At 44.3% G+C, this 22,860-nt stretch carries 20 protein-coding genes; 16 read left to right on the plus strand and 4 right to left on the minus strand.

Annotated elements, in window-relative coordinates:
• The coding region (locus tag ABFW99_RS10760) for a type ISP restriction/modification enzyme (RefSeq protein WP_349354027.1) at positions 1 to 397 on the plus strand (397 nt) is incomplete at its 5' end.
• A 710-nt stretch (positions 398 to 1,107) separates the two neighbouring features.
• On the opposite strand, the gene ABFW99_RS10765 is transcribed toward ABFW99_RS10760, so the two are convergent.
• The gene (locus ABFW99_RS10765) at positions 1,108 to 2,376 is read right to left on the minus strand and encodes a tyrosine-type recombinase/integrase (protein ID WP_349354028.1); all 1,269 of its coding nucleotides are present in this window, start codon (positions 2,374 to 2,376) and stop codon (positions 1,108 to 1,110) included.
• An 865-nt stretch (positions 2,377 to 3,241) separates the two neighbouring features.
• On the opposite strand from ABFW99_RS10765, the gene ABFW99_RS10770 reads away from it, so the two are divergent.
• The gene (locus ABFW99_RS10770; protein WP_349354029.1) at positions 3,242 to 4,243 is read left to right on the plus strand and encodes a potassium channel beta subunit family protein; all 1,002 of its coding nucleotides are present in this window, start codon (positions 3,242 to 3,244) and stop codon (positions 4,241 to 4,243) included.
• Between the two features lie 207 nt (positions 4,244 to 4,450).
• On the opposite strand, the gene ABFW99_RS10775 is transcribed toward ABFW99_RS10770, so the two are convergent.
• Positions 4,451 to 4,807: a DUF3127 domain-containing protein gene (locus ABFW99_RS10775; RefSeq protein WP_255135337.1), complete on the minus strand. Its 357-nt coding sequence runs from the start codon at positions 4,805 to 4,807 to the stop codon at positions 4,451 to 4,453.
• A 414-nt stretch (positions 4,808 to 5,221) separates the two neighbouring features.
• On the opposite strand from ABFW99_RS10775, the gene hemA reads away from it, so the two are divergent.
• The 10 genes from hemA to ABFW99_RS10825 all read left to right on the plus strand — a co-directional run bounded on the left by hemA (position 5,222) and on the right by ABFW99_RS10825 (position 14,456).
• Complete coding sequence (gene hemA / locus ABFW99_RS10780) at positions 5,222 to 6,400, plus strand: glutamyl-tRNA reductase (RefSeq protein ID WP_349354030.1); 1,179 nt, start codon at positions 5,222 to 5,224, stop codon at positions 6,398 to 6,400.
• A complete protein-coding gene (gene hemC / locus ABFW99_RS10785) occupies positions 6,390 to 7,292 on the plus strand; it encodes a hydroxymethylbilane synthase (RefSeq protein WP_349354031.1) in 903 nt (300 codons plus the stop codon). Before hemA ends, hemC begins: the two co-directional genes overlap by 11 nt.
• Positions 7,285 to 7,974 carry a uroporphyrinogen-III synthase gene (locus ABFW99_RS10790; RefSeq protein ID WP_349354032.1) on the plus strand — a complete coding sequence of 230 codons (690 nt, stop codon included), beginning with the start codon at positions 7,285 to 7,287 and terminating at the stop codon, positions 7,972 to 7,974. Before hemC ends, ABFW99_RS10790 begins: the two co-directional genes overlap by 8 nt.
• A gap of 2 nt (positions 7,975 to 7,976) precedes the next feature.
• Entirely contained in the window at positions 7,977 to 9,008 is a 1,032-nt protein-coding gene (hemE, locus tag ABFW99_RS10795) for a uroporphyrinogen decarboxylase (RefSeq protein ID WP_349354230.1), read from the plus strand.
• A 111-nt stretch (positions 9,009 to 9,119) separates the two neighbouring features.
• Positions 9,120 to 10,049, plus strand: a complete 930-nt coding sequence (gene hemF, locus ABFW99_RS10800; RefSeq protein ID WP_349354033.1) for an oxygen-dependent coproporphyrinogen oxidase — start codon at positions 9,120 to 9,122, stop codon at positions 10,047 to 10,049.
• A gap of 73 nt (positions 10,050 to 10,122) precedes the next feature.
• On the plus strand, positions 10,123 to 11,106 hold the full coding sequence (hemB, locus tag ABFW99_RS10805) for a porphobilinogen synthase (protein WP_349354034.1): 984 nt from the start codon (positions 10,123 to 10,125) through the stop codon (positions 11,104 to 11,106).
• 97 nt (positions 11,107 to 11,203) lie between these two features.
• Complete coding sequence (hemL, locus tag ABFW99_RS10810; RefSeq protein WP_349354035.1) at positions 11,204 to 12,496, plus strand: glutamate-1-semialdehyde 2,1-aminomutase; 1,293 nt, start codon at positions 11,204 to 11,206, stop codon at positions 12,494 to 12,496.
• An 11-nt stretch (positions 12,497 to 12,507) separates the two neighbouring features.
• Positions 12,508 to 12,933: a hypothetical protein gene (locus ABFW99_RS10815; protein WP_349354036.1), complete on the plus strand. Its 426-nt coding sequence runs from the start codon at positions 12,508 to 12,510 to the stop codon at positions 12,931 to 12,933.
• Positions 12,934 to 13,004: 71 nt separating this feature from the next.
• Positions 13,005 to 13,445, plus strand: coding sequence for an SRPBCC family protein (locus tag ABFW99_RS10820; RefSeq protein ID WP_349354037.1), 441 nt, complete (start codon positions 13,005 to 13,007; stop codon positions 13,443 to 13,445).
• Positions 13,446 to 13,520: 75 nt separating this feature from the next.
• Positions 13,521 to 14,456 carry a hypothetical protein gene (locus tag ABFW99_RS10825; RefSeq protein WP_349354038.1) on the plus strand — a complete coding sequence of 312 codons (936 nt, stop codon included), beginning with the start codon at positions 13,521 to 13,523 and terminating at the stop codon, positions 14,454 to 14,456.
• 35 nt (positions 14,457 to 14,491) lie between these two features.
• On the opposite strand, the gene ABFW99_RS10830 is transcribed toward ABFW99_RS10825, so the two are convergent.
• Positions 14,492 to 16,900, minus strand: coding sequence for an endonuclease MutS2 (locus ABFW99_RS10830; protein WP_349354039.1), 2,409 nt, complete (start codon positions 16,898 to 16,900; stop codon positions 14,492 to 14,494).
• Between the two features lie 295 nt (positions 16,901 to 17,195).
• Here ABFW99_RS10830 and ABFW99_RS10835 point away from each other — a divergent pair, with 295 nt between their 5' ends.
• Entirely contained in the window at positions 17,196 to 17,732 is a 537-nt protein-coding gene (locus ABFW99_RS10835; RefSeq protein WP_349354040.1) for an REP-associated tyrosine transposase, read from the plus strand.
• Positions 17,733 to 17,819: 87 nt separating this feature from the next.
• Here ABFW99_RS10835 and ABFW99_RS10840 read toward each other — a convergent pair whose 3' ends face one another.
• Positions 17,820 to 19,817 (minus strand): TonB-dependent receptor plug domain-containing protein, encoded by a 1,998-nt coding sequence (locus ABFW99_RS10840; protein ID WP_349354041.1) that lies wholly within the window; start codon positions 19,815 to 19,817, stop codon positions 17,820 to 17,822.
• A 183-nt stretch (positions 19,818 to 20,000) separates the two neighbouring features.
• Here ABFW99_RS10840 and ABFW99_RS10845 point away from each other — a divergent pair, with 183 nt between their 5' ends.
• From ABFW99_RS10845 to ABFW99_RS10855, 3 genes are read left to right on the plus strand one after another with little or no spacing between them, the layout of a single operon-like run.
• Complete coding sequence (locus ABFW99_RS10845; protein WP_349354042.1) at positions 20,001 to 20,786, plus strand: PhzF family phenazine biosynthesis protein; 786 nt, start codon at positions 20,001 to 20,003, stop codon at positions 20,784 to 20,786.
• Complete coding sequence (locus ABFW99_RS10850; protein ID WP_349354043.1) at positions 20,779 to 21,591, plus strand: sulfite exporter TauE/SafE family protein; 813 nt, start codon at positions 20,779 to 20,781, stop codon at positions 21,589 to 21,591. The genes ABFW99_RS10845 and ABFW99_RS10850 overlap by 8 nt, the downstream gene beginning before the upstream one ends.
• A 31-nt stretch (positions 21,592 to 21,622) precedes the next feature.
• Positions 21,623 to 22,777, plus strand: a complete 1,155-nt coding sequence (locus ABFW99_RS10855) for a glycosyltransferase family 4 protein (RefSeq protein WP_349354044.1) — start codon at positions 21,623 to 21,625, stop codon at positions 22,775 to 22,777.
• Positions 22,778 to 22,860 lie beyond the last annotated feature (83 nt).

Below are 22,860 nucleotides of genomic sequence, written 5' to 3' on the forward strand. Positions count from 1 at the left end.
TGAGCTTTTTTGGGAACTCGTAGAACTTGGTGGAGAGCTACGCCAAATTCACTTGCTGGAGCATCCAGTTGTAGAAAAATTTATAACCACCTATCCCATTGCAGGGAGCAATGTGATTTCCAACCGGCTTACAAAAACCGATCCTGGTTTTATTCCGGAAGACGATGATGAAACCACCGGGAAAGTGTGGATAAACGAAGAACAGTATTTCGGCAAGGTTCCAAAAAAAGCCTGGGAATTCTACATCGGCGGCTACCAACCCGCCGAAAAATGGCTCAAAGACCGACGAGATCGCGAACTCTCTATTGATGAAATTCGTCACTACCAAAAAATCATCGTGGCCCTTATGGAGACAGATCGATTGATGCAGGAGGTTGATGGGGTTTTGGACGTTTAAAAGCTTTCCTGGAATTCTGCGGAGTTATATGAGTAAACTGGAATAAAACAGCATTTAATGCAGCTCGGTATTTAAAAAAAGACTCCCCAAAGGCGAAAATAGCTCAATTTTTTTAAACGAATCTCAAAAAGGCTCAATTAAACAGTAATTTATAAGTTTCAAATCACGAATTATTTCTAATATCCCTCACATCTTTCAAAGAAATTGACAGTAAGTATTAGTTAACGAAAGTTATTAGCCTAAATGTGGCCTAATTCAAGTGATTTGTTATAAGGAATCATTCAATAATGACTAGATACCGAAACCCGAATGTCTATTTCTTTCAAATAAATAAAGAAAAACCTATGCTAAGCTGCTAAACACTGCTAAGTTTTTTAAAAGATGGTCCGGTTTATATAAAAGAAGGGATATTGGTTTTAGCAAAGATTTAAAGAAAATGCTAAGAACTGCTAAAGTGTGCTAGAAATTTTAGCAGCTTTTAGCACCTGTTAGCAGACCTTAGCAGTTAGTTATTTGTAAATAAACGATGATTTAATGGGTGTTTTGATAGATTTTGGGTCAATCTTAGCAGTTTAGCAGAAAAAGCCCTGGATTTGTTTAAACTTTTTTGAATACTGACTATCCGAATCAATTTTTTCTAAAAACACTGGGGTTAACAGCTGATTATCTACTGTTTATTTCCATAAAAAGTAGGTAATCATAGCTATGAGTTAAGCAGAATAACTCGTTTCACTGAAGAAATAGTTGACTGTATCAATCTGAGTCGCTGGCTTCTTTTGCTCTTCCTTAGCTTCTTCAGCTTTTCGCTTTTCTATCTTATCCATTTTTCTTTTGAGGTTCTTTACCGAAAGGTGCGTGTACTTCTCGGTAACCTGCTGGCTGGAATGTCCGGCCATTAAGGAAGCCTCTGCAGTATGAAAACCATCCTCAATCCAGGTAGTGATGGCCTGATGTCTCATTCCGTGAAGGGTTCTGGTTGTAGGTACTCCGGCTAACTTCGCATAGCGCTTGAATTCGTAATACACCCGATCACCACGTACAGCTTTGCCTTTGGTTGGTCCTCCCTGATAGATAAATATGAAATCATCATTTTTTACAGAACCCCGAATTTTTAAATAATCTTCCAAATACCCACGAAGTTCTTTGCAAATTGGAATAAATCGCTCTTTTCTTCCTTTTGTCGGGCCCAGATAGATAAAGGTGAGTTCATCATCTACGTACTCAAGATTTTGCCCTTTCAATCCTGAGTATTTTAGCTCGGGAGTATGGCCAACTTCATGTTTGCGCAATCCGGCATAGTAATAAAGAGCCAGAATAGGCTTAAACCAGTGCTGAACTTTTCTGGGGTCAAATTCCGGAAGTTTCTTTTTTCGCTCTAGTTCTTCGTCAAATTTTTCAAAAACCGACATGAGTTCTTCTTCAGAAATCATTTTTGGTCGAATACTGGATCGGACTTTGGGTAATTCTTCCCTTATCTGATCGATCAGATCTTTAGTCACAATCTTCCGTTTTTTTAAATAATACCACCAGGTTTTTAGATGTTTGAAATAAAATCCCATAGTGGCTGTTTTAATCTCTTTTCTGAGAATGACCCTTTCAAAATGCTTGAGGTGTATCCTGCGTGGATCAATTTTTTCAAGATCATTTAATTCCACAAAATATTCTAAAACTCTTTTATATGCAGCAATAGTCGCAGGTGATAAATGTTTCTTGGATTCATAAAACATATCTATCGCCTCACGAACCGTTCGGCAGTTGTAGGGATTCTCTACTTCCTTTAAAGCTGCAATTGGGTCAAAGCTGGGATGGAAAGGATCAATTTTGCCGAGACTCTCCAGGCGCTCCAGCTTAGAGATCATCTTGAGTGCTACATCCTTATGCCGGGTTTTAAGCGATTTAGTAATGGTTTGAGAAACGCCTTTTACGGAACTATGATATCGGACATAGTAATAGCGGTTTCGTTTCTTGAGATATGCCATGATAAGTCTCCAAAAATGTACCCCAAAACGAACCAAAATTGTGGGAATGGAAGGGAATAAAAGTGTTCCTTTTCGTTCCTTTTTGTTCGCTTACTAACTGTAAGAAAAGGGGCTTTTTTTTAACTTAAGAGGCACATTTTGGCGTTTTCAGTACTTTAAAAACACACAAGATAAGCTTCATACTTTCCGCCTTATGAGTCGACTGCTCTAACCAACTGAGCTACGGGCCCGATCTCTTTTTTGAAAGGGCAGCAAAGTTACAACTTGTTTACAACAACTTGCAAATAATTGAAGATGGTTTATCAATTTGTTTGAAGCCCTGCAATTATTGCCGGAAGCTTAAGTTGCCGAATGCAGGGTTAAAAAGTTGAACAACGTGATAATCTCCCTGAACAGGCAACCCAAGTGGGTTAAGGAGATTGCGTCGTCGTACTGAAGGAGAGTCCGGTTTAAATATATGTACACCTCGCGATGAACGTTTTGCATTCATCGGTGTAGTCTGACAAAGTTATCTCACCAAAGGAGAAAGAAGAAATCGAGGGAGGAAGAAGTATTACTTGTTGATGGGCTTTTGTTTCAAGTAACTTCAATCAATATACGGCAGAGGTGCCCGGCTGACCAAATCTGTTTTACTTTTGCTAAACAATGTTTTCTTATAGCTAAGTAATAGCAGGTAATACTATATTTATAGGTGGTGAAATGTTGGTAATATGGCACTCACTATAAAGATATCAGCCGTTCATTTTCATCTGAAATTGCTATTCTGTTCTTCACTTCTTTTTCGGGATACGCAGAACGCATTACAGTTATGAGCTGTTAACACATTGAATCACTAAAAAGAAAAATTAAATCGGAAATACAGGTTATGGAATACAGATTTTTAGGAAGATCAGGACTTAAAGTATCAGCGTTGTCATTTGGGTCGTGGGTTACTTTTGGCGAACAGGTGGATACGGATCTCGCCTACAATCAAATGAAAACGGCCTACGATGCCGGCGTAAATTTCTTTGACAATGCCGAGGCGTATGAGATGGGGAAGTCGGAAACCATCATGGGGCAGGTTATCAAAAAAGCTGAATGGAAACGATCGGACTTGGTGCTTTCTACCAAGATATTCTGGGGCGGGGAAGGTGTAAACGACCAGGGCTTGTCATTTAAGCATATCAAAGAGGGAACCGAAGCCTCCCTAAGGCGACTGCAAACGGATTATGTAGATCTCATTTTTTGCCACCGACCGGATAAATTCACCCCGGTGGAAGAAACCGTTTGGGCTATGAATCAGGTGATTAATGAAGGCAAGGCTTTATACTGGGGAACCAGTGAGTGGAGCGCCGATCAAATTCGAAAAGCTTATGACTTCGCCCGGGAAAATCACTTACGTCCGCCACTGATGGAGCAGCCTGAATACAATATGTTCAAGAGAGATAAAGTGGAGAAAGAATTTTCAAGCCTCTACGACGATATTGGATTAGGGACTACGATTTGGAGTCCGCTGGCCAGTGGCTTGCTCACCGGAAAGTATAACGATGGAATTCCTGAAGGATCTCGTCTGGATCTTGACAAATACAGCTGGCTTCGAAAAAAGCTGCTTGAAAGCGAGAACGGAAAAGCCAAGCTAAGGAAGGTGGAGAAACTGGCTAAAGTCTCCGATGAAATAGGAGTGCCGATGCCACAGCTTGCTCTTGCCTGGTGCCTGAATAATGAGAATGTAAGTACAGTAATTACCGGAGCTTCTACTGTGGAACAGGTAGAGCAAAACATGAAAACCATGGAAATCCTCGACAAGGTTGATGAGGAAGCAATGGAGCGGATTGAGGAAATACTGGATAACAAACCTAAAGAAGATCTCGATTGGAGACGAAATTAGGTTGAATCAATCCAAATGGATATACCGGTCGTCTAAATACTACACAGTTATGCGGTGAAATTAGGGCTGGTTTATAGTTACTTAAAAGTAATTGAGTTATGGATACCAATTCTGAAAGTAGCTATTCAAAGGTTGATCCAACAGCCACCGCTTGTGAGGGCGGTGGTTTTTTATGTTTGATAAGTAAACTTTTGGATTATACTAAAACTAAAACGGCAGGTCGTCATCCAGGTCCATTTCCTGGTTTCCTTCGCGGGTTAAACCGGGAGCACTTGGAGGGGCCTGAACATCTCCCTGGGCTTTTTCTACTTTCCAGGCTTTTACATCGGTGTACCAGTTGCCTTTATACTCCCGGCTTTGGATATCGATGGAAACGGTGACCTCATCTCCTTTATTCACCGCCTGCTGGTCGATGTTATCACCCCACTGTGTAATGCACACCTGCTTGGGATACTGCCCTTTGGTTTCAAGAATAAAATCCCTTTTTCTCCATGGACCGTTTTTTCCCTGACCTGATTGCTCATCTAATATTTGTGTGACTTTTCCTGTTAACTGAAGATCCATAAAAACGCTTATTTAATATTTTTGAAGAAGAGAGAATATAGTCATTGAGTTATTTAACATCGAGGAGGGTATGATGAAATAAAAAGAGATCCCAGCCATAGAAGCAAAAATCAGATGCCAAACCACACTTGCCATGGCGTCCTCTTTCCTTCCCAAAGGGAAAGAAACAGAGATAGGGGTCCTGTTGTTAGCGAGAATTTATTTCTTATTAGCGAAACAACGAATTTGAATTAATTCTAAACAGAAAGAGGCTTATCTTTAGCATGCTTTCATGAAATGTGAAGAATAAAAATCTGCCCATACATCTTTTCAGGAGTGTTTTTAAAGATATGTGAATTTATTTCTTCACATAATCTTCACATTCGGAAACTACTTTGTCGTTCAATGTGCCGGAAAATTTTTTAGAGACAATTTATGAGGTTTAGTGCAATAGGAATTTCTCACTGGAAAAGTGAGGTCTCTATTCGTGAATTATTTTATTTAGACAGTCATCGCAGGGAGCTTTTGGACTTTCATACCAAAGATATTCCCGGAGGAGTGGTGATGCTGGATACCTGTAACAGAACCGAGTTATATGCTTTTTGTGATGCGGAGGTGTTGATTTCTGCACTTTGCAAATCAACCAGCACCGACCGCGATTTTTTTAAAGAGCATGGCTATATCTATGAAGAGGAGGATGCCTATAACCATTTGTATAAAGTAGGCACGGGGCTTGATTCCCAGGTTTTGGGAGATGTTCAAATTATACAACAGGTGAAACAGGCCTACAAAAAATCCAAGGATCAGCTTTCCGGCGAATTTCATCAACTAATACAATCTGTTTTCCGAGCACACAAAAGAAGCCGTACTGAAACCGATTTCGGCCGAGGTACGGCTTCTGTCGGGTTTGCAGCTACCCAGCATGCCCTTGATCACTTTAAGAACCTGAGTTCTGTCAACATTCTGTTGGTGGGCGCGGGTAAAATGGGTAAGGTTTCCTGTAAAAACCTGGTCTCCAATGGTGCCGAACATATTTCTGTGGTAAACCGAACCATCGATCGGGCCAAAGAGCTGGCCTCTTCGTTTGATATAAAAGCCCATGCTTTTTCAGAACTGGAAGATGAAATCAAAAAAGCAGACCTCATTATAGCCGCAACCGGCGCCACTAAACCCATTTTGCTCCCCGGGCACTTTAAAGGCGTTGAGAAATCTCAGCTGGTACTTGATTTAAGCGTACCACGAAATGTAGATCCGGCCGTGGGAGATTTAGAGCAGGTTACACTGGTTGATATGGATTCCATCCATGAAGACAACCAAAAGGCGCTGGAAAAGAGAGAAAAAGCCATTCCAAAAATCAAGAAGATCATTGAGGAAGAAAAAACTGATTTCCTCAAAGGCGTGAAACGCTCCAGGTACCTCTTGCCGCGCATCAAAGAAATTGATCACCGGCTAAGTGATATTACCGATGCGGAACTGGATCGGGTAAAACATAAGATGGACGATGACTCTTATGCACAGATGGAAGAAGTAACGCGTCGCATCAAAAAGAAAATTATGGCCATTCACATAGATCGAATCGACAAAGAATTCGAGAAGGCAGAAAATGAAGCTTAAAATTGGTACCCGTAAAAGTACGCTGGCTCTTTGGCAGGCGGAATTAGTTAGCAAAAAGCTGAGCGAGCTTGGTGTGCAAACACAGCTGGTGGAAATTGAGTCGTTTGGAGACAAAGAGCAGGATATTCCTATCCATAAACTGGGCGACAAAGGCGTTTTTACCAAGGCTCTGGATGATGCCCTTATCAAAGGAGAGGTTGATCTTGCCGTTCATTCCCTGAAAGATGTCCCGACGGTATTATTGAATGATCTCGATTTGGTATCAGTACTGGAAAGGGGAAATCCACAGGATGTATTGGTAAAGCCTAAAGGTGAAGGTCAGGATGTCAACAGAACCATTGCAACGGGCAGCATACGCCGGACCGCCTTCTGGAAAAATCGTTTTCCGGAAGATGAGGTAGTTGGTTTGAGAGGGAATGTGCCCACCCGCCTCAAAAAAGTGGATGACAGCAACTGGTACGGGGCTGTTTTTGCCTATGCCGGTCTGGAACGCATTGGTTATGAAAACAGAATCAGTGAGGTACTGGATTGGATGATACCTGCACCCTCACAAGGAGCTGTTGGAGTGGTAGCAAGAAAAGATACCAATTACCGGGAGATATTTGACAAGCTGAATCATGAGGAAACCCGAATTTGTGTAGATATTGAACGGGCGTTTTTGAATGAACTGGAAGCGGGTTGTTCTTCGCCGGTAGGGGCTCATGCCTATATCAAGGGAGGCATGCTTAACTTTGTGGGGGCGGTGCTGGCACTCGATGGGTCCCGTCGTATGGATGTGGAACGGGAAATTCCGGTCTCTGAAGCAACGGCTGAAAAAGGGCATCAATGGGCTGATTTATTGAAGAAAGACGGAGCGGTTGAATTATTAACCCACCGAAGTACCAATGATTAACTCAAATAAGCCCAGAATTTTATTCACAACCCGGCTTAAAAAAGAGAGAATGGCCGCTTTACAGTCGTCGGGGTTTTCCGTAGAAAGCGTACCCTTTATCACTTTCGAATATGTGATCCCCGCCATGTGGATCAGCCAGCTTCCCGATCAAACCGATGCCTGGATATTTACCAGCAAGAAGGCGGTAAAAGCCATTAAACCGGCGATAAACGACCTGAAAATACCAGAACACATATTTGCTGTAGGCTCTAAGACGGCAGAAATGCTGGAGGAGCTGAATCTTGAAGTCACCATTCCTGATGAGTACAACGTAGTTGCATTGGCTGAAAAGATGAAAGAGCTTGAACTAAAAAATGTGACTCATTTCTGCGGAAATTTAAAAGCCGGAGACTTAAATAAACTGCTGGGTGAAAATGTAAGCCTTACCTCCGTGGAGGTTTACCGAACTAAACTGGCTCCTCATACCTTAAATATTTCCAATTACGACGGTATTGTTTTTATGAGCCCGAGTGCGGTGGAGTCTTTTTCGGAACGGAATGAGGTAAACGGCACAGCCAAAGTTTTTTGTATTGGCCCAACCACAGAGGCCGCAGCTACAGAGGCGGGTTTTGAAAACTGCATAACACCGGAATATTCTACCCTCGACGATCTGACTGAATCCATTCAAAACTATTTTAACTGATGATGAATTTTCCTGAACTGAAAAACCGATTGCTGCTTGATGTACTTGAAGGCAAAGAAACAGAACGACCACCGGTATGGATGATGCGTCAGGCCGGAAGGTATCTTCCGGAGTACATGGAAATCAAAAAGAAGTACAGCTTTTTTGAGCGTGTGAAAACACCGGAACTGGCTTGTGAAATCACCATTCAGCCTATTGACATCGTGGGTACGGATGCAGCCATCCTATTTTCCGATATACTGGTTTTGATTGAATGCCTGGATGTGGAAGTACAGCTGAAGCCGGGCTTTGGCCCTTATCTGCCTGATCCAATCCGAACGGTGGAACAGGTCGAAAACCTGAATATCATTCCGGCAGAAGAACAACTGAGCTATGTGTATGATGCACTATCGCTCACCCGTAAAACGCTGGATGGCCGCGTTCCTTTAATTGGATTCGCCGGCGCTCCCTGGACACTCTTTTGTTACCTGGTAGAAGGACAGGGATCAAAAACCTTCTCAACGGCAAAATCCTTTTTATTCTCACAGCCGGAGGCTGCTCAAAAACTGTTGGATGTAATGACCGATCAGACCATCCAATACCTGCACAATCAGGTGAAAGCAGGTGCCCAGGCTCTGCAGGTGTTTGAATCGTGGGCGGCCGCACTGGGACCGGATGATTTTCGAAAGTTGGCGTTACCCCATTTGCAGCGAATTGCTGAAGAAGATTATGGCGTGCCGTTAATCATGTTTTGCAAGGATGCCGAATGGAGTTATCCGTTTTTTGCCAATACCCATGTATCCGGTTTCGGAATTGGCTGGGGATGTACACCCGAACACGCCCGCGAATTTGCCGGTGATAAAGTAGTTCAGGGTAATTTTGATCCGTCCAAGTTGTTAATGAATCCGGATAATATTGAGGCCGAAGCCACGGAGATGCTGAACCGGTTTGGTGAAGGAAATTACATTGCCAATTTGGGACATGGAATTCTGCCCAATGTACCTGTAGAAAACGCCAAACGATTCGTGGATACTATAAAGAATTTTAGATATTGAAGAGTTGGTTCCGACGCAGAGCGATCGGAACCAGAAAAAACAATATACCCCGGTTCATGTAGTAAACGTACATCGGTTCGCCGAACCGAAATGAATAAAATTCAGCTTTATATGCCAGACCTGAAATCCAAAAAAGAAGAATTCAGCAAGTTCGTGAAGGATGTGCAACAGCACATCTGCGATGAATTAGAGGCTGTAGATGGTACCCAAAAGTTTCGTATTGAAGACTGGGAGCGGGAAGGATTCGGAGGAGGCAGTACGCGCATCATTGCCGATGGCGAAGTGATAGAGAAAGGCGGTGTAAATGTGTCGGCCGTGGGCGGGCCTCTGCCGGAAGCCATGCAAAAGAAATTTGATGTGCCCGAATCCGAATTCTTTGCGACGGGTGTCTCACTGGTCATACACCCCAGAAATCCCTTTGTGCCCACAGTTCATGCCAACTACCGCTATTTTGAACTGTATGATAAAGATACCGGCGAACTGAGAGATCAATGGTTTGGCGGCGGGGCAGATATGACGCCCTATTACCTGTTCCCGGAGGATGCTAAACATTTTCATCAGGTGCATAAAGAAGTGTGCGACCGGTTCGACCCAAACTATTATCCTGACTTCAAAGCAGAGTGCGACGCCTATTTTTACAATCACCACCGTGAGGAAGCGCGTGGAATCGGCGGGTTGTTTTTTGATTATCAGCGCCCGGATGAAAACCGAACCGCAGATGATCTATCCGAATTTAGCAAAGCGGCCGGGTTTGCCTTCACCGATGCCTACCTTCCCATCATGAAAGAACGTAAAGATCATGAATATGAACAAAAGCATCGCGACTGGCAGGAAATCCGCCGGGGACGGTATGTCGAGTTCAATTTGATTCATGATCGTGGTACCTTATTCGGGCTGAAAACCAAAGGCCGGATTGAATCTATTTTGATGAGCCTGCCCCCTAAAGTGCAGTGGGTGTACGATCACCATCCGGAGCCGGGCAGTCCCGAAGCTGAGCTGGTAGAACACCTGAAACCTATTGATTGGATTAATTATAAGTAAGTGAAAGTTGAAAAGTGAAAAGGCAAAGCGTGCTTTTTACTTTTGCCTTTTCACTTTTGAAAAACATAGAAATATGAAATACCCGACAACCCGATTACGAAGAAACCGGCAGTCTCCCGCCATCCGGGAGATGGTACAGGAAAACCAGTTACATCCGTCAGACTTTATCGCTCCCATTTTCATTATGGAAGGGGAGAACAAGAAAGAGGAAATCCCCAGCATGCCGGAGTATTATCGGTACTCACTAGACCAGTTAAAAGGTGAACTGGATGAGCTGGTGGAAGTGGGTATTCAGTCGGTGTTGCTATTTGTGAAAGTACCTGACGAAAAGAAAGACAATAAAGGCACCGAGGCTTTAAACGATGACGGACTGATGCAAGAATCCGTTCGGTTCGTCAAAAAGCATTACCCGCACTTGCTGGTTATGACGGATGTGGCGATGGACCCGTATTCCTCTTATGGTCATGATGGCATCGTAGAAGATGGTGAAATTATAAACGACCCTTCCGTAGAAGTGCTTTCAAAGATGGCGGTAAGTCATGCCAAAGCAGGGGCCGATATGGTTGCTCCGTCCGATATGATGGATGGCCGGATCGGAGCGATGCGTAAAGCCCTTGATGAGGCCGGGTTCGAGAATACGGGAATAATGTCATATAGTGCCAAATACGCTTCATCTTACTACGGGCCTTTTCGTGATGCCCTCGATTCGGCTCCGGGATTTGGTGACAAGAAAACCTACCAGATGAATCCGGCTAATGTGGACGAAGCTCTGCGTGAAGTGGAGCTGGATATTCAGGAAGGCGCTGATATCGTGATGGTAAAACCCGGAATGCCATATCTGGATGTAGTGCGGGCGGTAAAACAGAATTTCAACATTCCGGTTTCGGTGTATAACGTTTCCGGTGAATACGCCATGATTAAAGCAGCTGCTGAAAAAGGATGGATCAATGAAGAAGAGGCCATGATGGAGGTACTGTTAGGATTCAAAAGAGCCGGCGCTGATTTAATTGCCACGTATTTTGCGAAGGCTGCTGCTCGTATTATCCTGAAATCATAATCGTGAATTTTTTATGATTTCAGGGGAAGCAGGAGCTTCGTACCGAGAAGAAGATTACTGAAGCACAAAAGAAATTTTTTAATTGAGAAACAGAAAGATGGATTACCCAAAGAGCAAAGAACTCTACGAACGAGCATCCAAAGTAATTCCCGGGGGAGTGAATTCTCCCGTTCGGGCTTTTAATAGCGTGGGTGGCACGCCTTTGTTTATTACCCGTGCTCAGGGTTCGTACTTGTGGGACGAGGAAGGGAACCGCTATATCGATCTGATCAGTTCGTGGGGACCGATGCTGTTGGGGCATGCCGAACCGGATGTAATTAAAGCGGTTCAGCAAACAGCCGAACACTCTACCTCTTTTGGAGCACCAACCCGACTGGAAGTGGAAATGGCGGAATTGATTACCAGTTCTGTTCCGGGCGTGGATAAAATCAGGATGGTGAATTCCGGAACCGAAGCAACGATGAGTGCTATTCGTGTGGCCCGTGGATATACCGGGAAGAATAAGATCATCAAGTTTAAAGGTAACTACCACGGCCATGGAGATTCCTTTTTGATTGAAGCCGGCAGCGGTGCCCTGACGATGGGCGAGCCGAGCAGCCCCGGTGTTACGGAAGGAACGGCCAAAGACACACTGAATGCCGAGTACAATAATCTGGATTCCGTGAAGAAACTGGTGGAAGCCAATAAGAATGATATGGCTGCCATTATCCTGGAACCCATTGCAGGAAACATGGGGTGCATTCCACCTAAAAAAGGATTCCTGGAAGGGTTAAGGGAGCTTTGTGATAAATATGAAATCGTACTCATTTTTGACGAAGTGATGACAGGCTTTCGGGTGGATTTCCAGGGAGCACAAAAAGTGTATGGCGTAACGGCCGATATGGTAACTTACGGTAAGATTATTGGGGCCGGACTGCCCGTTGGGGCTTATGGCGGAAAAGAAGAAATTATGGATTATGTGGCACCTACCGGGCCGGTTTATCAGGCGGGCACCTTGTCTGGAAATCCGTTGGCGATGGCGGCTGGATTTACGTTGCTGAAGAAGCTAAAAGAGAATCCGGAAGTGTATGACGAGTTGGAGAAAAAGTCGCAGGTGCTGGCTACCGGAATCACAAAAGTACTTGACGAGTATGATATCCCTCATGCCATGAATCGCGTTGGTTCTATGATTGGAGTGTTTTATTGCGAAGGCCCGGTGGAAACTTTCGAAGATGCCAACCGCACCGACAAGGAGCTGTTCGGGAAGATCTTTCATGGCATGCTGAAGCGGGGAGTGCATTTGCCTCCGTCTCCCTTCGAGGCTTTCTTCCTGTCCAATTCACTGACTACAGAAGATATCAGCTTCATACTTACCGCTTTTGAGGAGACCATCGCCGAATTTACTGATTGAGAAAGGGGCACATGCTGAATCAGAATGATTACATCATGCGGCAGATCCATCAGCTCACACAAGTTCTGACAAGAGTGATTTCGACTTTGGTGGGCTTAAAAACCCAGGAAAAGGCAGATCAGGCGATCGAAATTTCCAATAAAGTTCTGAATGAACAACTTGACCTGAATATAAGTGAACTGCTGGATATGGATTCTGAGGAAATGCTTCGGGTTTTAGAAGAGCACCCGGGGATGAACCATGAAAACCTGGAGCGTGTTGCTGACCTGTTTTTTGAATTGGCATCGGTTTTATCAGAAGAAGAGGAACCGAATACTAACCTTTCACGCCTTTGGAAAAGGGCACTTTTGGTTTATGAGTATATAGAATCAGAAGGAAATGTATACTCTATTGACCGAAATCATAAAATTGAGAAGATTCAGGAGATACTCTCTTAAGTGAACATCAAATTTGCACTTCATTTCTGATTTTCTAACTTAGCTTTATCCATTCATTAACCGGCAAAGCTATGAGCACCATCACGGTAACCAAGCGGATACATGCTCCCAAGGAGCTCGTTTTTAAAACGGTTTCGGATATTAAGAACTTCTCTAAGGCCGTTCCTGATATAATAAACGTAGAGTTTTTAACCGATCAGGAATACGGAGTGGGAACCAAGTTCAGGGAAACCCGTGATATGAACGGGCGAAAGGCCTCTACTGAACTTGAGGTGACTGAATTGGTTGAAAATGCTCACATTCGTATTGTCTCCGATACCATGGGTACGGTTTGGGATTCGCTTTTCACCGTAGAAAAGAAAGAAGACGGAACGGAGCTAACATTGATCATGGATGCTAAGTCATATAAAATTATGTCAAAAATCATCAATCCGCTGATGAAAGGCATCATGAAAAAAGCGCTCGAGAAAGATATGGAGGCTGTAAAAAATTATTGCGAATCGAATAATTAGCAGATCTGCTGCAACCCAACTCACACCCAATCGTTTGCCATGAACTCTGAGAATAAATAAACCAATGCCGGGTTCATGAAGAAATTTCTATACATTTTACCGCTGCTTATACTGCTTTTTAATCCACAAACCGCTTCGGCTCACCCCTGGGGTGGGTTGGTTATCGATCAACAAGGAAATATATACTTTACCTTTATTTGTCCGTTTGTGGACGACGATCATTACGCCTGTGTCTGGCAAATTGATAATCAGCAGAACCTGAAGCAGGTACTGGAATCTTCTCATTCTCCCAGCGACATCATTCTCTCTCGAAGTCCGGACCGGTTGATATACGGGGCAGAAAGAAATAATGCGGCAGGTGGATATCAGGCGAGGCTTTGGAAAATAAATGGACGGGATAATGAACTCATCATAAAGCCAACTACGGATGAAGAACTTTTCTTTATTCAGGCCTATGCTGTTGCTGAAGATGGTAAGGTTTATTTTGCCCGTGAAAATCGTCTTTTTCAGAGAAATGAAAGTGGGCAAGTATTAGAGATTGAGTTACCACCGGGTATTGATCGCATTGATGACCTTGCCTGGGGGCTAAATAACAAGCTGTACATTTTGGACCGGGAAAGCATTAAGGTGATGGAAGAAGGTGGTTCGGTTTCGGTGTTAGCAACCGGATTGAAGGAAGACGATCCCGAAAACATCCCGTTCTCCGGAGCCAACATTCTATTCGACTTTACCGTGGATAGAACCGGAAATGTGTACCTGGCTTATTATGGAAATCGCAGAGTGCTGAAAGTGACACCTGAAGGAGAGGTATCTGTATTCCTGGAATCAGAGGCGCCGTGGTCTCCCCATGGAGTAGATGTGTTTAATGGGGAAGTGTACGTGCTGGAATCAACATTCGGAACTTCAAAATGGTGGGAGTTTTGGGAAGAGGATGTGGTCATTCCGCGTGTTCGAAAAGTGGATATAGATGGAAATGTAACAACCGTTTTTGAGTATGAGGGTGCACCATAGGAATAGCCCGGTCTGAAATATTAAAAAAACCTTCTTTACTTCAATTCCACAATGGTGCACCCGGCACCACCGCGTTCAATAGGGGCTGTTTCCACGCTTTTCACATCATTGCGGGTGTTGAGGTAACTCTGAATCTGGCTGCGTAAAATTCCATCACCTTTCCCATGGATGATTTCCACCTGATTCATATTCCGGTATACGGCCCGGTCGATGTATTGGGTAACTTCATGCAGGGCATCCTCGGTTCTCATTCCGCGCACTTCAATGGAAGGCTTCACCATTTCGGTGGTCAGGCTGTTATCACCCACCATAATGGAAGAACGAGCTTTCGACTTCTTCTTTTTCTTCTTCTCAACCTTGACGAGGTTCTTGTACTTGGTTTTGAGCCGGAGACCGCCCGCCTGAACCACGGCGTTTTTACCATTAATCTCTACCAACTCGCCGGTTGTATTTCCGTCTTTAAATCGAACGTGATCTCCTTTCTTGGGAGGATCATCCGTTACCTGTTCACGTTCTTCCTTATTCTCCTCAATTTGCTCCAGTGAGCGATTTATTTCTTCTTTCTCCTGATCTACTTCCTTGCGGATTTCTTTAATCTCGTCTTTATCCGCTTTGTTCTGTTCCACAATTTTCTGAACGGCCTGCTCTACCCGCTGATTGGCAGAGTCCATAATTGACTTGGCTTCCTTCAGCGCCTTTTCCCGGATTTTCTCTTTATCCTTTTCAATGGCCTGAATTTTGTTCTCATACTTTTTACGCTCCGATTCTGCCTTATCCTGCAACCGGGAGTACTTCTCTTTTAAATCAGCCGCCTGCTGGGATTTGGTTTCCAGTTCGGTAATCAGAGACTCCATTTTGTCTTTGGCTTCACCCAGCAATACCCGCGACCGCTCCAGCACATCTTTATCAAGGTTCATCCGTTCGGCTATTTCAAAAGCATAACTGCTGCCGGGGATTCCTTTCTTAAACCTATAGGTAGGGGAGAGGGTGGCCTGGTCAAATTCCATAGAGCCGTTTACGGCTTTGGGATGCTCGTGGGCAAATACCTTCAGGGAACCATGATGGGTGGTAACAATGATTTTCCCGTTACGGTCGAGCAGCTTTTCAATGAACGATTGAAAAAGTGCTCCGCCTTCTTCCGGGTCGGTTCCGGCGGCTGCCTCATCAATAAGAACCAGACTTCCGGGTTCAAATTCCTCAACCGTTTCCCGCATCCATTTTAAGCGGGATGAAAAGGTGCTTAAATCATTCTCAATGGATTGATCATCCCCAAGGTCTACAAAAAGTCCGGAGAAAATGGGGATCTCAGAGGTGGGGTCAGCAGGCACTCCATAACCTGACTGTATCATCAATGCCAGAAGACCTACCGTTTTCATAGCTACGGATTTACCTCCGGCATTGGGTCCGGTTATCATCAGGCACTGTTCATCTTCCTCAAGCCGTAAAAGAAGCGGGATGATGGTTTCCCGGTCTTCTTTCTTTTTCGCACTCAGGTTCTTGAGACGGAGAATAGGGTTGTAGGCTTCCTTTAGACTCAAATACTGATTTTTGGCGATGATGGGAATCTCTCCATCCAGCTTTTGAGTAAGTTTGGCTTTGGCAAAAACCACATCAATTTCAGCCAGGTAAGAAAGGTTTTGATCGATATAGTCTGAATTGGAGTTTACATGGCGGGTCAGCTCTTTAAGAATGCGTTCAATTTCACGCTGTTCTTCAGCCTCGAGCTGGCGGATTTCATTATTCAGGTTCAGCGCCTCAACAGGTTCTATATAAACCGTTTGCCCGCTGGCCGAAACATCATGTACAAAGCCCTGTATTTTCCTCTTAAATTCAGCCTGTATGGGAATCACCATACGTCCGTTGCGGATGGTTGGCCCTTCATCGGAAGCCATTCCATCTTTGGTTGCGTCTTTCATCGAGCGGTTGATGGTGGTCCGTAAATCGGACTTCCGTTTATTTAACTTCTTTCGGATGGCTCTCAATTCCGGGCTGGCATTGTCTCGCAGATCTCCGTGTTCCGTAACTTTTTCCTTGATGCTTTTTTCAAGCTCCTTCATGGGAATCAGGCCTTCGGAAAGTTTGGCCATTCGGGGAAGTTGTTCGGACCGGGCTTTATAAAAGCTTTTTACCTGTCGCGACATAGCCGATATTTTCAGAATATCCACGAACGCTGGCAAGGGAATGATGCTTCCTTCAGCTTTAGCGGCGCCGAGGTAATCCCGAACTTCCGGAAATTCCCCCAATGGAAAAGGGTCGGCTGAGGCAATCACTTCCAACATCTCTTTGGTCTGCTCGGTCAGCAGTTGTACCCGTTGAGGATTGGTGGTAGGAGTTAGCGCCTCCATAAGCTCCTCCGAACGCAACGATTGGGTTAGGTCGAGGGTAGCCTGCCGGATTTGATCGAAGCCGAGCTTTTCTAAAAGAGTGTCAGGGTAAAGTTTCATTCAGGTGTTTAGTTACCTTTAATTAGCCTAACAAAGATAAGGGGAATATGGTTGTATATCGATGTTGAATTGGGAGGGGAAAAAAAGGAGGGAGAGATGTGGAAGCCGGAGCTTCCGATGTTCGTCCCCAAGCAGGGGCTTGGGGACGAGAAGTATGGATAGGGACGGGAGGATAAAATGGCATCAATGTGCTAGTCACCAAGCTCTGCTTGGTGATGACAGTTAGAAGCTCCTGCTTCAAATCCAAAATTCTAATGTAAGGAGTTCTGTTATAATCACTCTAACAAATAAAAAAATGGGAAGAAGCAGATACAAATTTCATGAACATGGATATCCCTATTTTTTGACAAATAGTGTGGTTGAGGGAATTCCTATATTCAAAGAGCCTGAAATTGTTAAGCTAATTTTAGAGGGATTCCTTTTTCTGCAGCATAAGAGAGAAGTTGAACTGTATGCCTATGTGATTATGGAAAATCATATTCACTATATCGCCAAGGGAAATAATTTATCGGAACATATAAGAAACTTTAAATCATTCTCTGCTCATCAAATTATTAAGTACCTAAAAGAGAATAATAAGAATCGGGCTCTGAGTCAGCTGAAAAGAGCGAAGTTAAGCCATAAGGTTGAAAGTGAGTATCAGGTTTGGACGGAAGGCTCTCATCCCATACAGATATTTACCTATGAAATGATGGCTCAGAAAGCTAACTATATTCATTACAATCCCGTTAAGAGAGGTTATGTTGACAAACCGGAACATTGGCGGTATTCATCTGCAAGGGATTATAAAGGAATGGAAGGGGTATTGCCTATAACGATATTTTTCGGGTAGAGAGTTGGAAGCCGGAGCTTCCGATGTTTGTCCCCAAGCAGGGGCTTGGGGACGAGATCAGATGGGCATGATTAAGGTAAGTTGGATTTACATGGAGTACTTTATACCACCGAGTACCCAGCGGCCGGGCATGGGAGCTCCGAGGATTTCCTGGTATTGAGTATCGGCCAGGTTCAGCACTTCCATGTACACCTTAAATCGATCAGCGAATAAGGTATATCCCACATTAAGATTGGTGATGAAATACTGGTCCGGGACTTCAGCATTAATTAGCTCAGCCGATTCCTCTGAGCGTACATTAAAGGAAGATTGGGAATTAATGGATAACGGTCCCGCCTGAAGGCTCAGGTCCAGGCTGGCCTGGTGCTCAGGGTGATTGGCAATGTATCTGGATACCGTATTTTGGTCACTGGTGGTGTTTATATAGGTATAACCAATCTGTGAACGAAGGGTGCTGTTGGATGCAAATTTCTGGGTGAACCCGGTGAGCAGTTCTACACCGGTTACATCACTTTCAGAGATGTTGGAGGCATAAAAGTATTCTTCATCTGCCATCAGGTTATCGGCATTATCAATCTGATTTGAGTTTGTCAGGCTGTAGTCAATCAGGTTAGACGAGCTCCGGTAAAAGAAAGTGGGGGAAAATCGCAGCTGTGCAACCGGAGTCCAGTCAAAACCAAAGTCGAAAGAAGTAGACTCTTCAGGTAATAAGTCCGGATTTCCGACATTCCTTCCGGGGGTCAGGTTGGGAATCTGGTGAGAGATATATCGCTCGGTAAAATCACCTTCCCGTATGGCTCGCCCAATTGAAGAACGTAATACAATGGATCCTAAATCATAAGAAGCACTTACCTGGGGCAGGAAGCTTAAATCACTGATTGGGTTGAATTGTAATCGGAGGCTGGAGGTCATACTCAATCCAAAATCGAAATTCATTGTGTGGATACCGTACACTCCCCATGAAGTATTACCGTGGTTACCTCGGTCAGTACTTTCAATATCTTTATTCAGCACTTGTGCTCCGGCCATAAAGCGCATGTATTTCAGGGAGGAGGAAAGCGTATTCAGCTGGTCAGTATTGAGCTCATATTGATGAGAGCCGTTTACATAAAAAGCCCCGGTTTGATGTACATTGGCCGGTGATAACGCAGAATTGAAGTCGAATACATCCTCTACATCACGATAAGAAGCTGTAAACTCTGATTGGTGAGAACCATTTTCATAAGTGAGTTCAGTAAGGGCCCATTTACTTTCGATTTGTTCTGTGGATTCATCATAGATACTGCGGGTGTAGAAATAACGAGCATTGAAATCACGATTCTCAACTCCACCGCGGGCATACCAGGTCCAGTTATCATTCAGCCTCACCGACATCGCGGATGACAGGTTCGTAACATCAAAATAGGAATTAAAGGACTCGTCAGAAGATACGCCTTCATCAAAACCTGGATTCCGAAAAGACTCTCCGTCCGACTGAGCGGTTCGGAAGGAAGTGCTGAACCTCCAGTTCTTTTTGGCAACACCAACACTTGCATCCAGAATTTGCAGGTTGTGTTCGCCGGCGGCCACATCCACATTTGTGCGGGTTTTCAGGTTCTCCGGAGCTTCGGAATCTTTCATCAAATACGCTTTGGTTTTAATGTGAACCACTCCGCCAACAGCATCGGCACCGAAAGAGGTGCTGGCCGGTCCGCGAATAAGCTCAATTTGCCCAATTTCAGATAAAGCCACCGGAATATTGGTGTTGAAGTGGGCCGTCAGCGGGTCGTTCAATGGTACGTTATCAAGCATAAACAACACCTGGGAGAAGGTACTTCCACGAACACCTACATCAGCCTGTACGCCAAAACCGGCACGGGCATTTATGTTGATGCCGGGAAGGCTTCGCAAAAGATCATCTACCGATTGAACCGGCATGTTCTGAATATCTGTTTGTGTGATAACAGCAACGCTTTTTCCACTTTCAGATATGGTGGTCGTGATGCGTGAGGCTGTTACATCAATAGAATCCAGCTCTGCTGTTAGCTGCCCGAAAGCAGGGCTGGTTATCAGTAATGAAATAAAAATAGCGGTTAAGAATCTCATAGGTTATATAATTGAATAGTATTTTAATGGCCTCTTGGAAAATGACAAAGATAAGAAAGGAGTACTTCTAAAGACTAATCAGAATACCATTTTATTTACAGTAGATAGGCTTCAGGCAATGAAACCAAGGGTTTACTTACTCGATGAATGCTCCTACATTAGTGGAAACAAACGAGAAAGACTATGAAGATCGAACTATATCAGGCAGATGCGTTCACGAATGAACTTTTTAAAGGTAATCCGGCTGCGGTGATCCCATTAAAGGAGTGGCTTTCAGATGAAACGATGCAGCGCATTGCAGCTGAGAATAATCTATCAGAAACGGCCTTTTTTGTTGAGGAGGGAGATGGATATCGTCTGAGATGGTTCACACCCGCTGTAGAGGTAGATTTATGCGGACATGCCACGCTGGCAACGGCGCATATATTATTTGAGGAGCTGGGATACGATAAAGACGAAATCGTCTTCAAAACACGCAGCGGACTGCTTACCGTGAAAAAAGAGAACAGCCGGTTGTCGATGAATTTCCCGGCCGTAGAGCCGGAACAGGCTGAAGGTCCGGCCATTCTGTTTCAGGCTCTGGGCATCGAGCGTACCTCAAACGTCTATAAGTCGGATGATTACATGGTTGTGCTGGATACGGAAGCCGAAGTTGCAGACCTGCTTCCGGATTATAGGATGCTTAACGAAGTGGATGCCCGGGGGATTATTGTTACGGCTCCGGGAGATTCGGTGGATTTCGTATCCCGGTTTTTTGCCCCGCAGTCTGGTATTGATGAAGACCCTGTAACCGGTTCAGCTCATACCAAAACAACACCATACTGGAGCCGTGAACTGGGTAAAACAGAAATGAACGCCCGCCAGATTTCAGAAAGAGGGGGCGATCTGATCTGCAGATTAAAGGGAGACCGGGTGGATATTTTAGGAGAGGCAATAACCTATTTGAAAGGGGAGTTAATCCTTGACTGAAATTTTAATTCTGTTGGCATTGGGGTTAGCTGCCGGAGTTTTGGCCGGACTATTAGGTATAGGTGGGGGGATTATTTTCACCCCGGTGCTTTTCTTTTTGTTTGAAGCTGAAGGGGTTGAGAACCCTGTGCTTTGGACCGTTGCCTCGGGATTGTTTTGTACCTTTGTGGCGGCTTCAGGAAGCACGATTCGGCAATATATTCAGAAGCATGTCTTTTGGAAGGAGGGAATCAAACTTGGAGCTTTGGGAGCTGTTGGAGTGTACCTTGGAAAGCTGCTGATAACTTCTCCCTACTACAGTCGCACGGAATTCGTCATATTTTTCAGTTGTATGCTGATCTACGTGGCGTTTATGATGTTTCGCCGCGGAAATGATAAAGAAAATGAGTATGATCGTGAATATACCCGGATGGACTTTAAAGAAACATCCATTACCGGCGGTTTAGGTGGGTTTGTATCCGTCTTGGCTGGTGTGGGTGGCGGGGGTATTATGGTTCCCATCATGAATTTATTCTACAAACAGCCTTTTAGGAAAGCGGTCAGCGTTTCTCACCTGGCGATGATTATCATGGTGACTTCCGGCTGGCTGCAGCTGGCCTTTGAGCCCGGAGCTATTTCCGGGATAACAGAATTTTCTGTTGGTTATGTGGATTTCGGGGCGGCATTACCTCTTTCTATGGGAGGATTAGCCGGTGGATTTGGTGGCGCTTTTCTGAACCACAAAATAAATCGAAAATACCTGCAATGGGGTTTTGCCATACTTGCCGTTGCAATGGCCGGCCGGTTGATTTGGGGAATTCTGTAGCTATACCCGGAACCATAAAAAGATAACGGAAATGAAAATCGGCTACATCACAAAGCAGCATCCCTCGAACCGGAGAGCCTACTCCGGAACGCATTATTACATGTTCAAGGCGCTGAAGCAAAGCTTTGAAGAAGTAGTGCCGTTCGGCCCTGTTGATTCCAACTATAAAATCATCCCAAAAGCTAAAGGCCGGTTGCTTCGGATGATGACAGGTAAAGTGTACAAGTATCAGTACGATATCGGGCTGGCCAAACGTATGGCTGCTATTATTGATCAAAAAATCGCAGAACATCAACCTGATGCGCTGTTGGCCTCTTTGATGAATCCGGAAATGGCGTATGTTAAATCGGATGTGCCCTTTTATTTGACCTCAGATGCAACCTCCGTTTTGTTGAATGAAGTGTATGGCAGTCATTCCAACCTACATCCGTTAAGCGTAAAAGAAGCCATGCATCTCGAAAGAAAGGCTTTTGACAAAGCGACCAAGCTCATTCTTCCATTGCAATGGCTGGCTGATTCTGCGATGAAAGACTATGGGGTTCCATCATCCAAAATAGAAGTTATTCCCTACGGAGCTAATCTGGATACTGAAATTTCAGAAGATGAAGTGGAACAAATAATTAAGAGACGGCAGGAATCATCAAAAATAAAGCTGCTCTTTGTGGGTATTCGCTGGGAAGAGAAAGGAGGGCCTTTTGCAGTGAAAGTCCTGAGATCGTTGTTGGAGAAAGGGATAGATGCTGAATTGTATATTGTAGGGTGCAAGCCTGAAATTCCCAACCAACCTGAAGGGATAAAAACTATCGGGTTCGTAGATAAAGAGACAGAACAGGGGAGAACGCGGTTAGATCAACTTTATAAAGAGGCTACGTTTTTTATCATGCCCACCCAAGCCGAATGTGTGGGGATGTCATTTATAGAAGCCGCCTCGTACGCATTACCGGCAATTGGTTCTGAAACCGGAGGCGTGCCCGAAGCTGTAGTCGATAATGAAACCGGCTTGATTTGCGGACCTTCTCACTCTCCCGATGATGTAGCTGATTGGATTATAGCTGTCCGAAAAGAAGAGAAGAGATATACTAAATTATCTCAGCAAGCTTACGACAAGTACAGGCATGATATGAATTGGGAGAATTGGAGTAAACGTGTTCGGGATGTGATCGACAATGAAATGGGGAAAGGTTAAGTTTTTGGCGATCAAGTTGTTTTTCTGAGAGATAAGGATAATATTCTGACAAAGATAACACCCTATTATTACTGTAGAGAGAT

Origin of the sequence: Gracilimonas sp. BCB1, from assembly GCF_040117685.2 — a bacterium.
In the GTDB taxonomy this organism is placed as follows: Bacteria; Bacteroidota; Rhodothermia; order Balneolales; family Balneolaceae; genus Gracilimonas.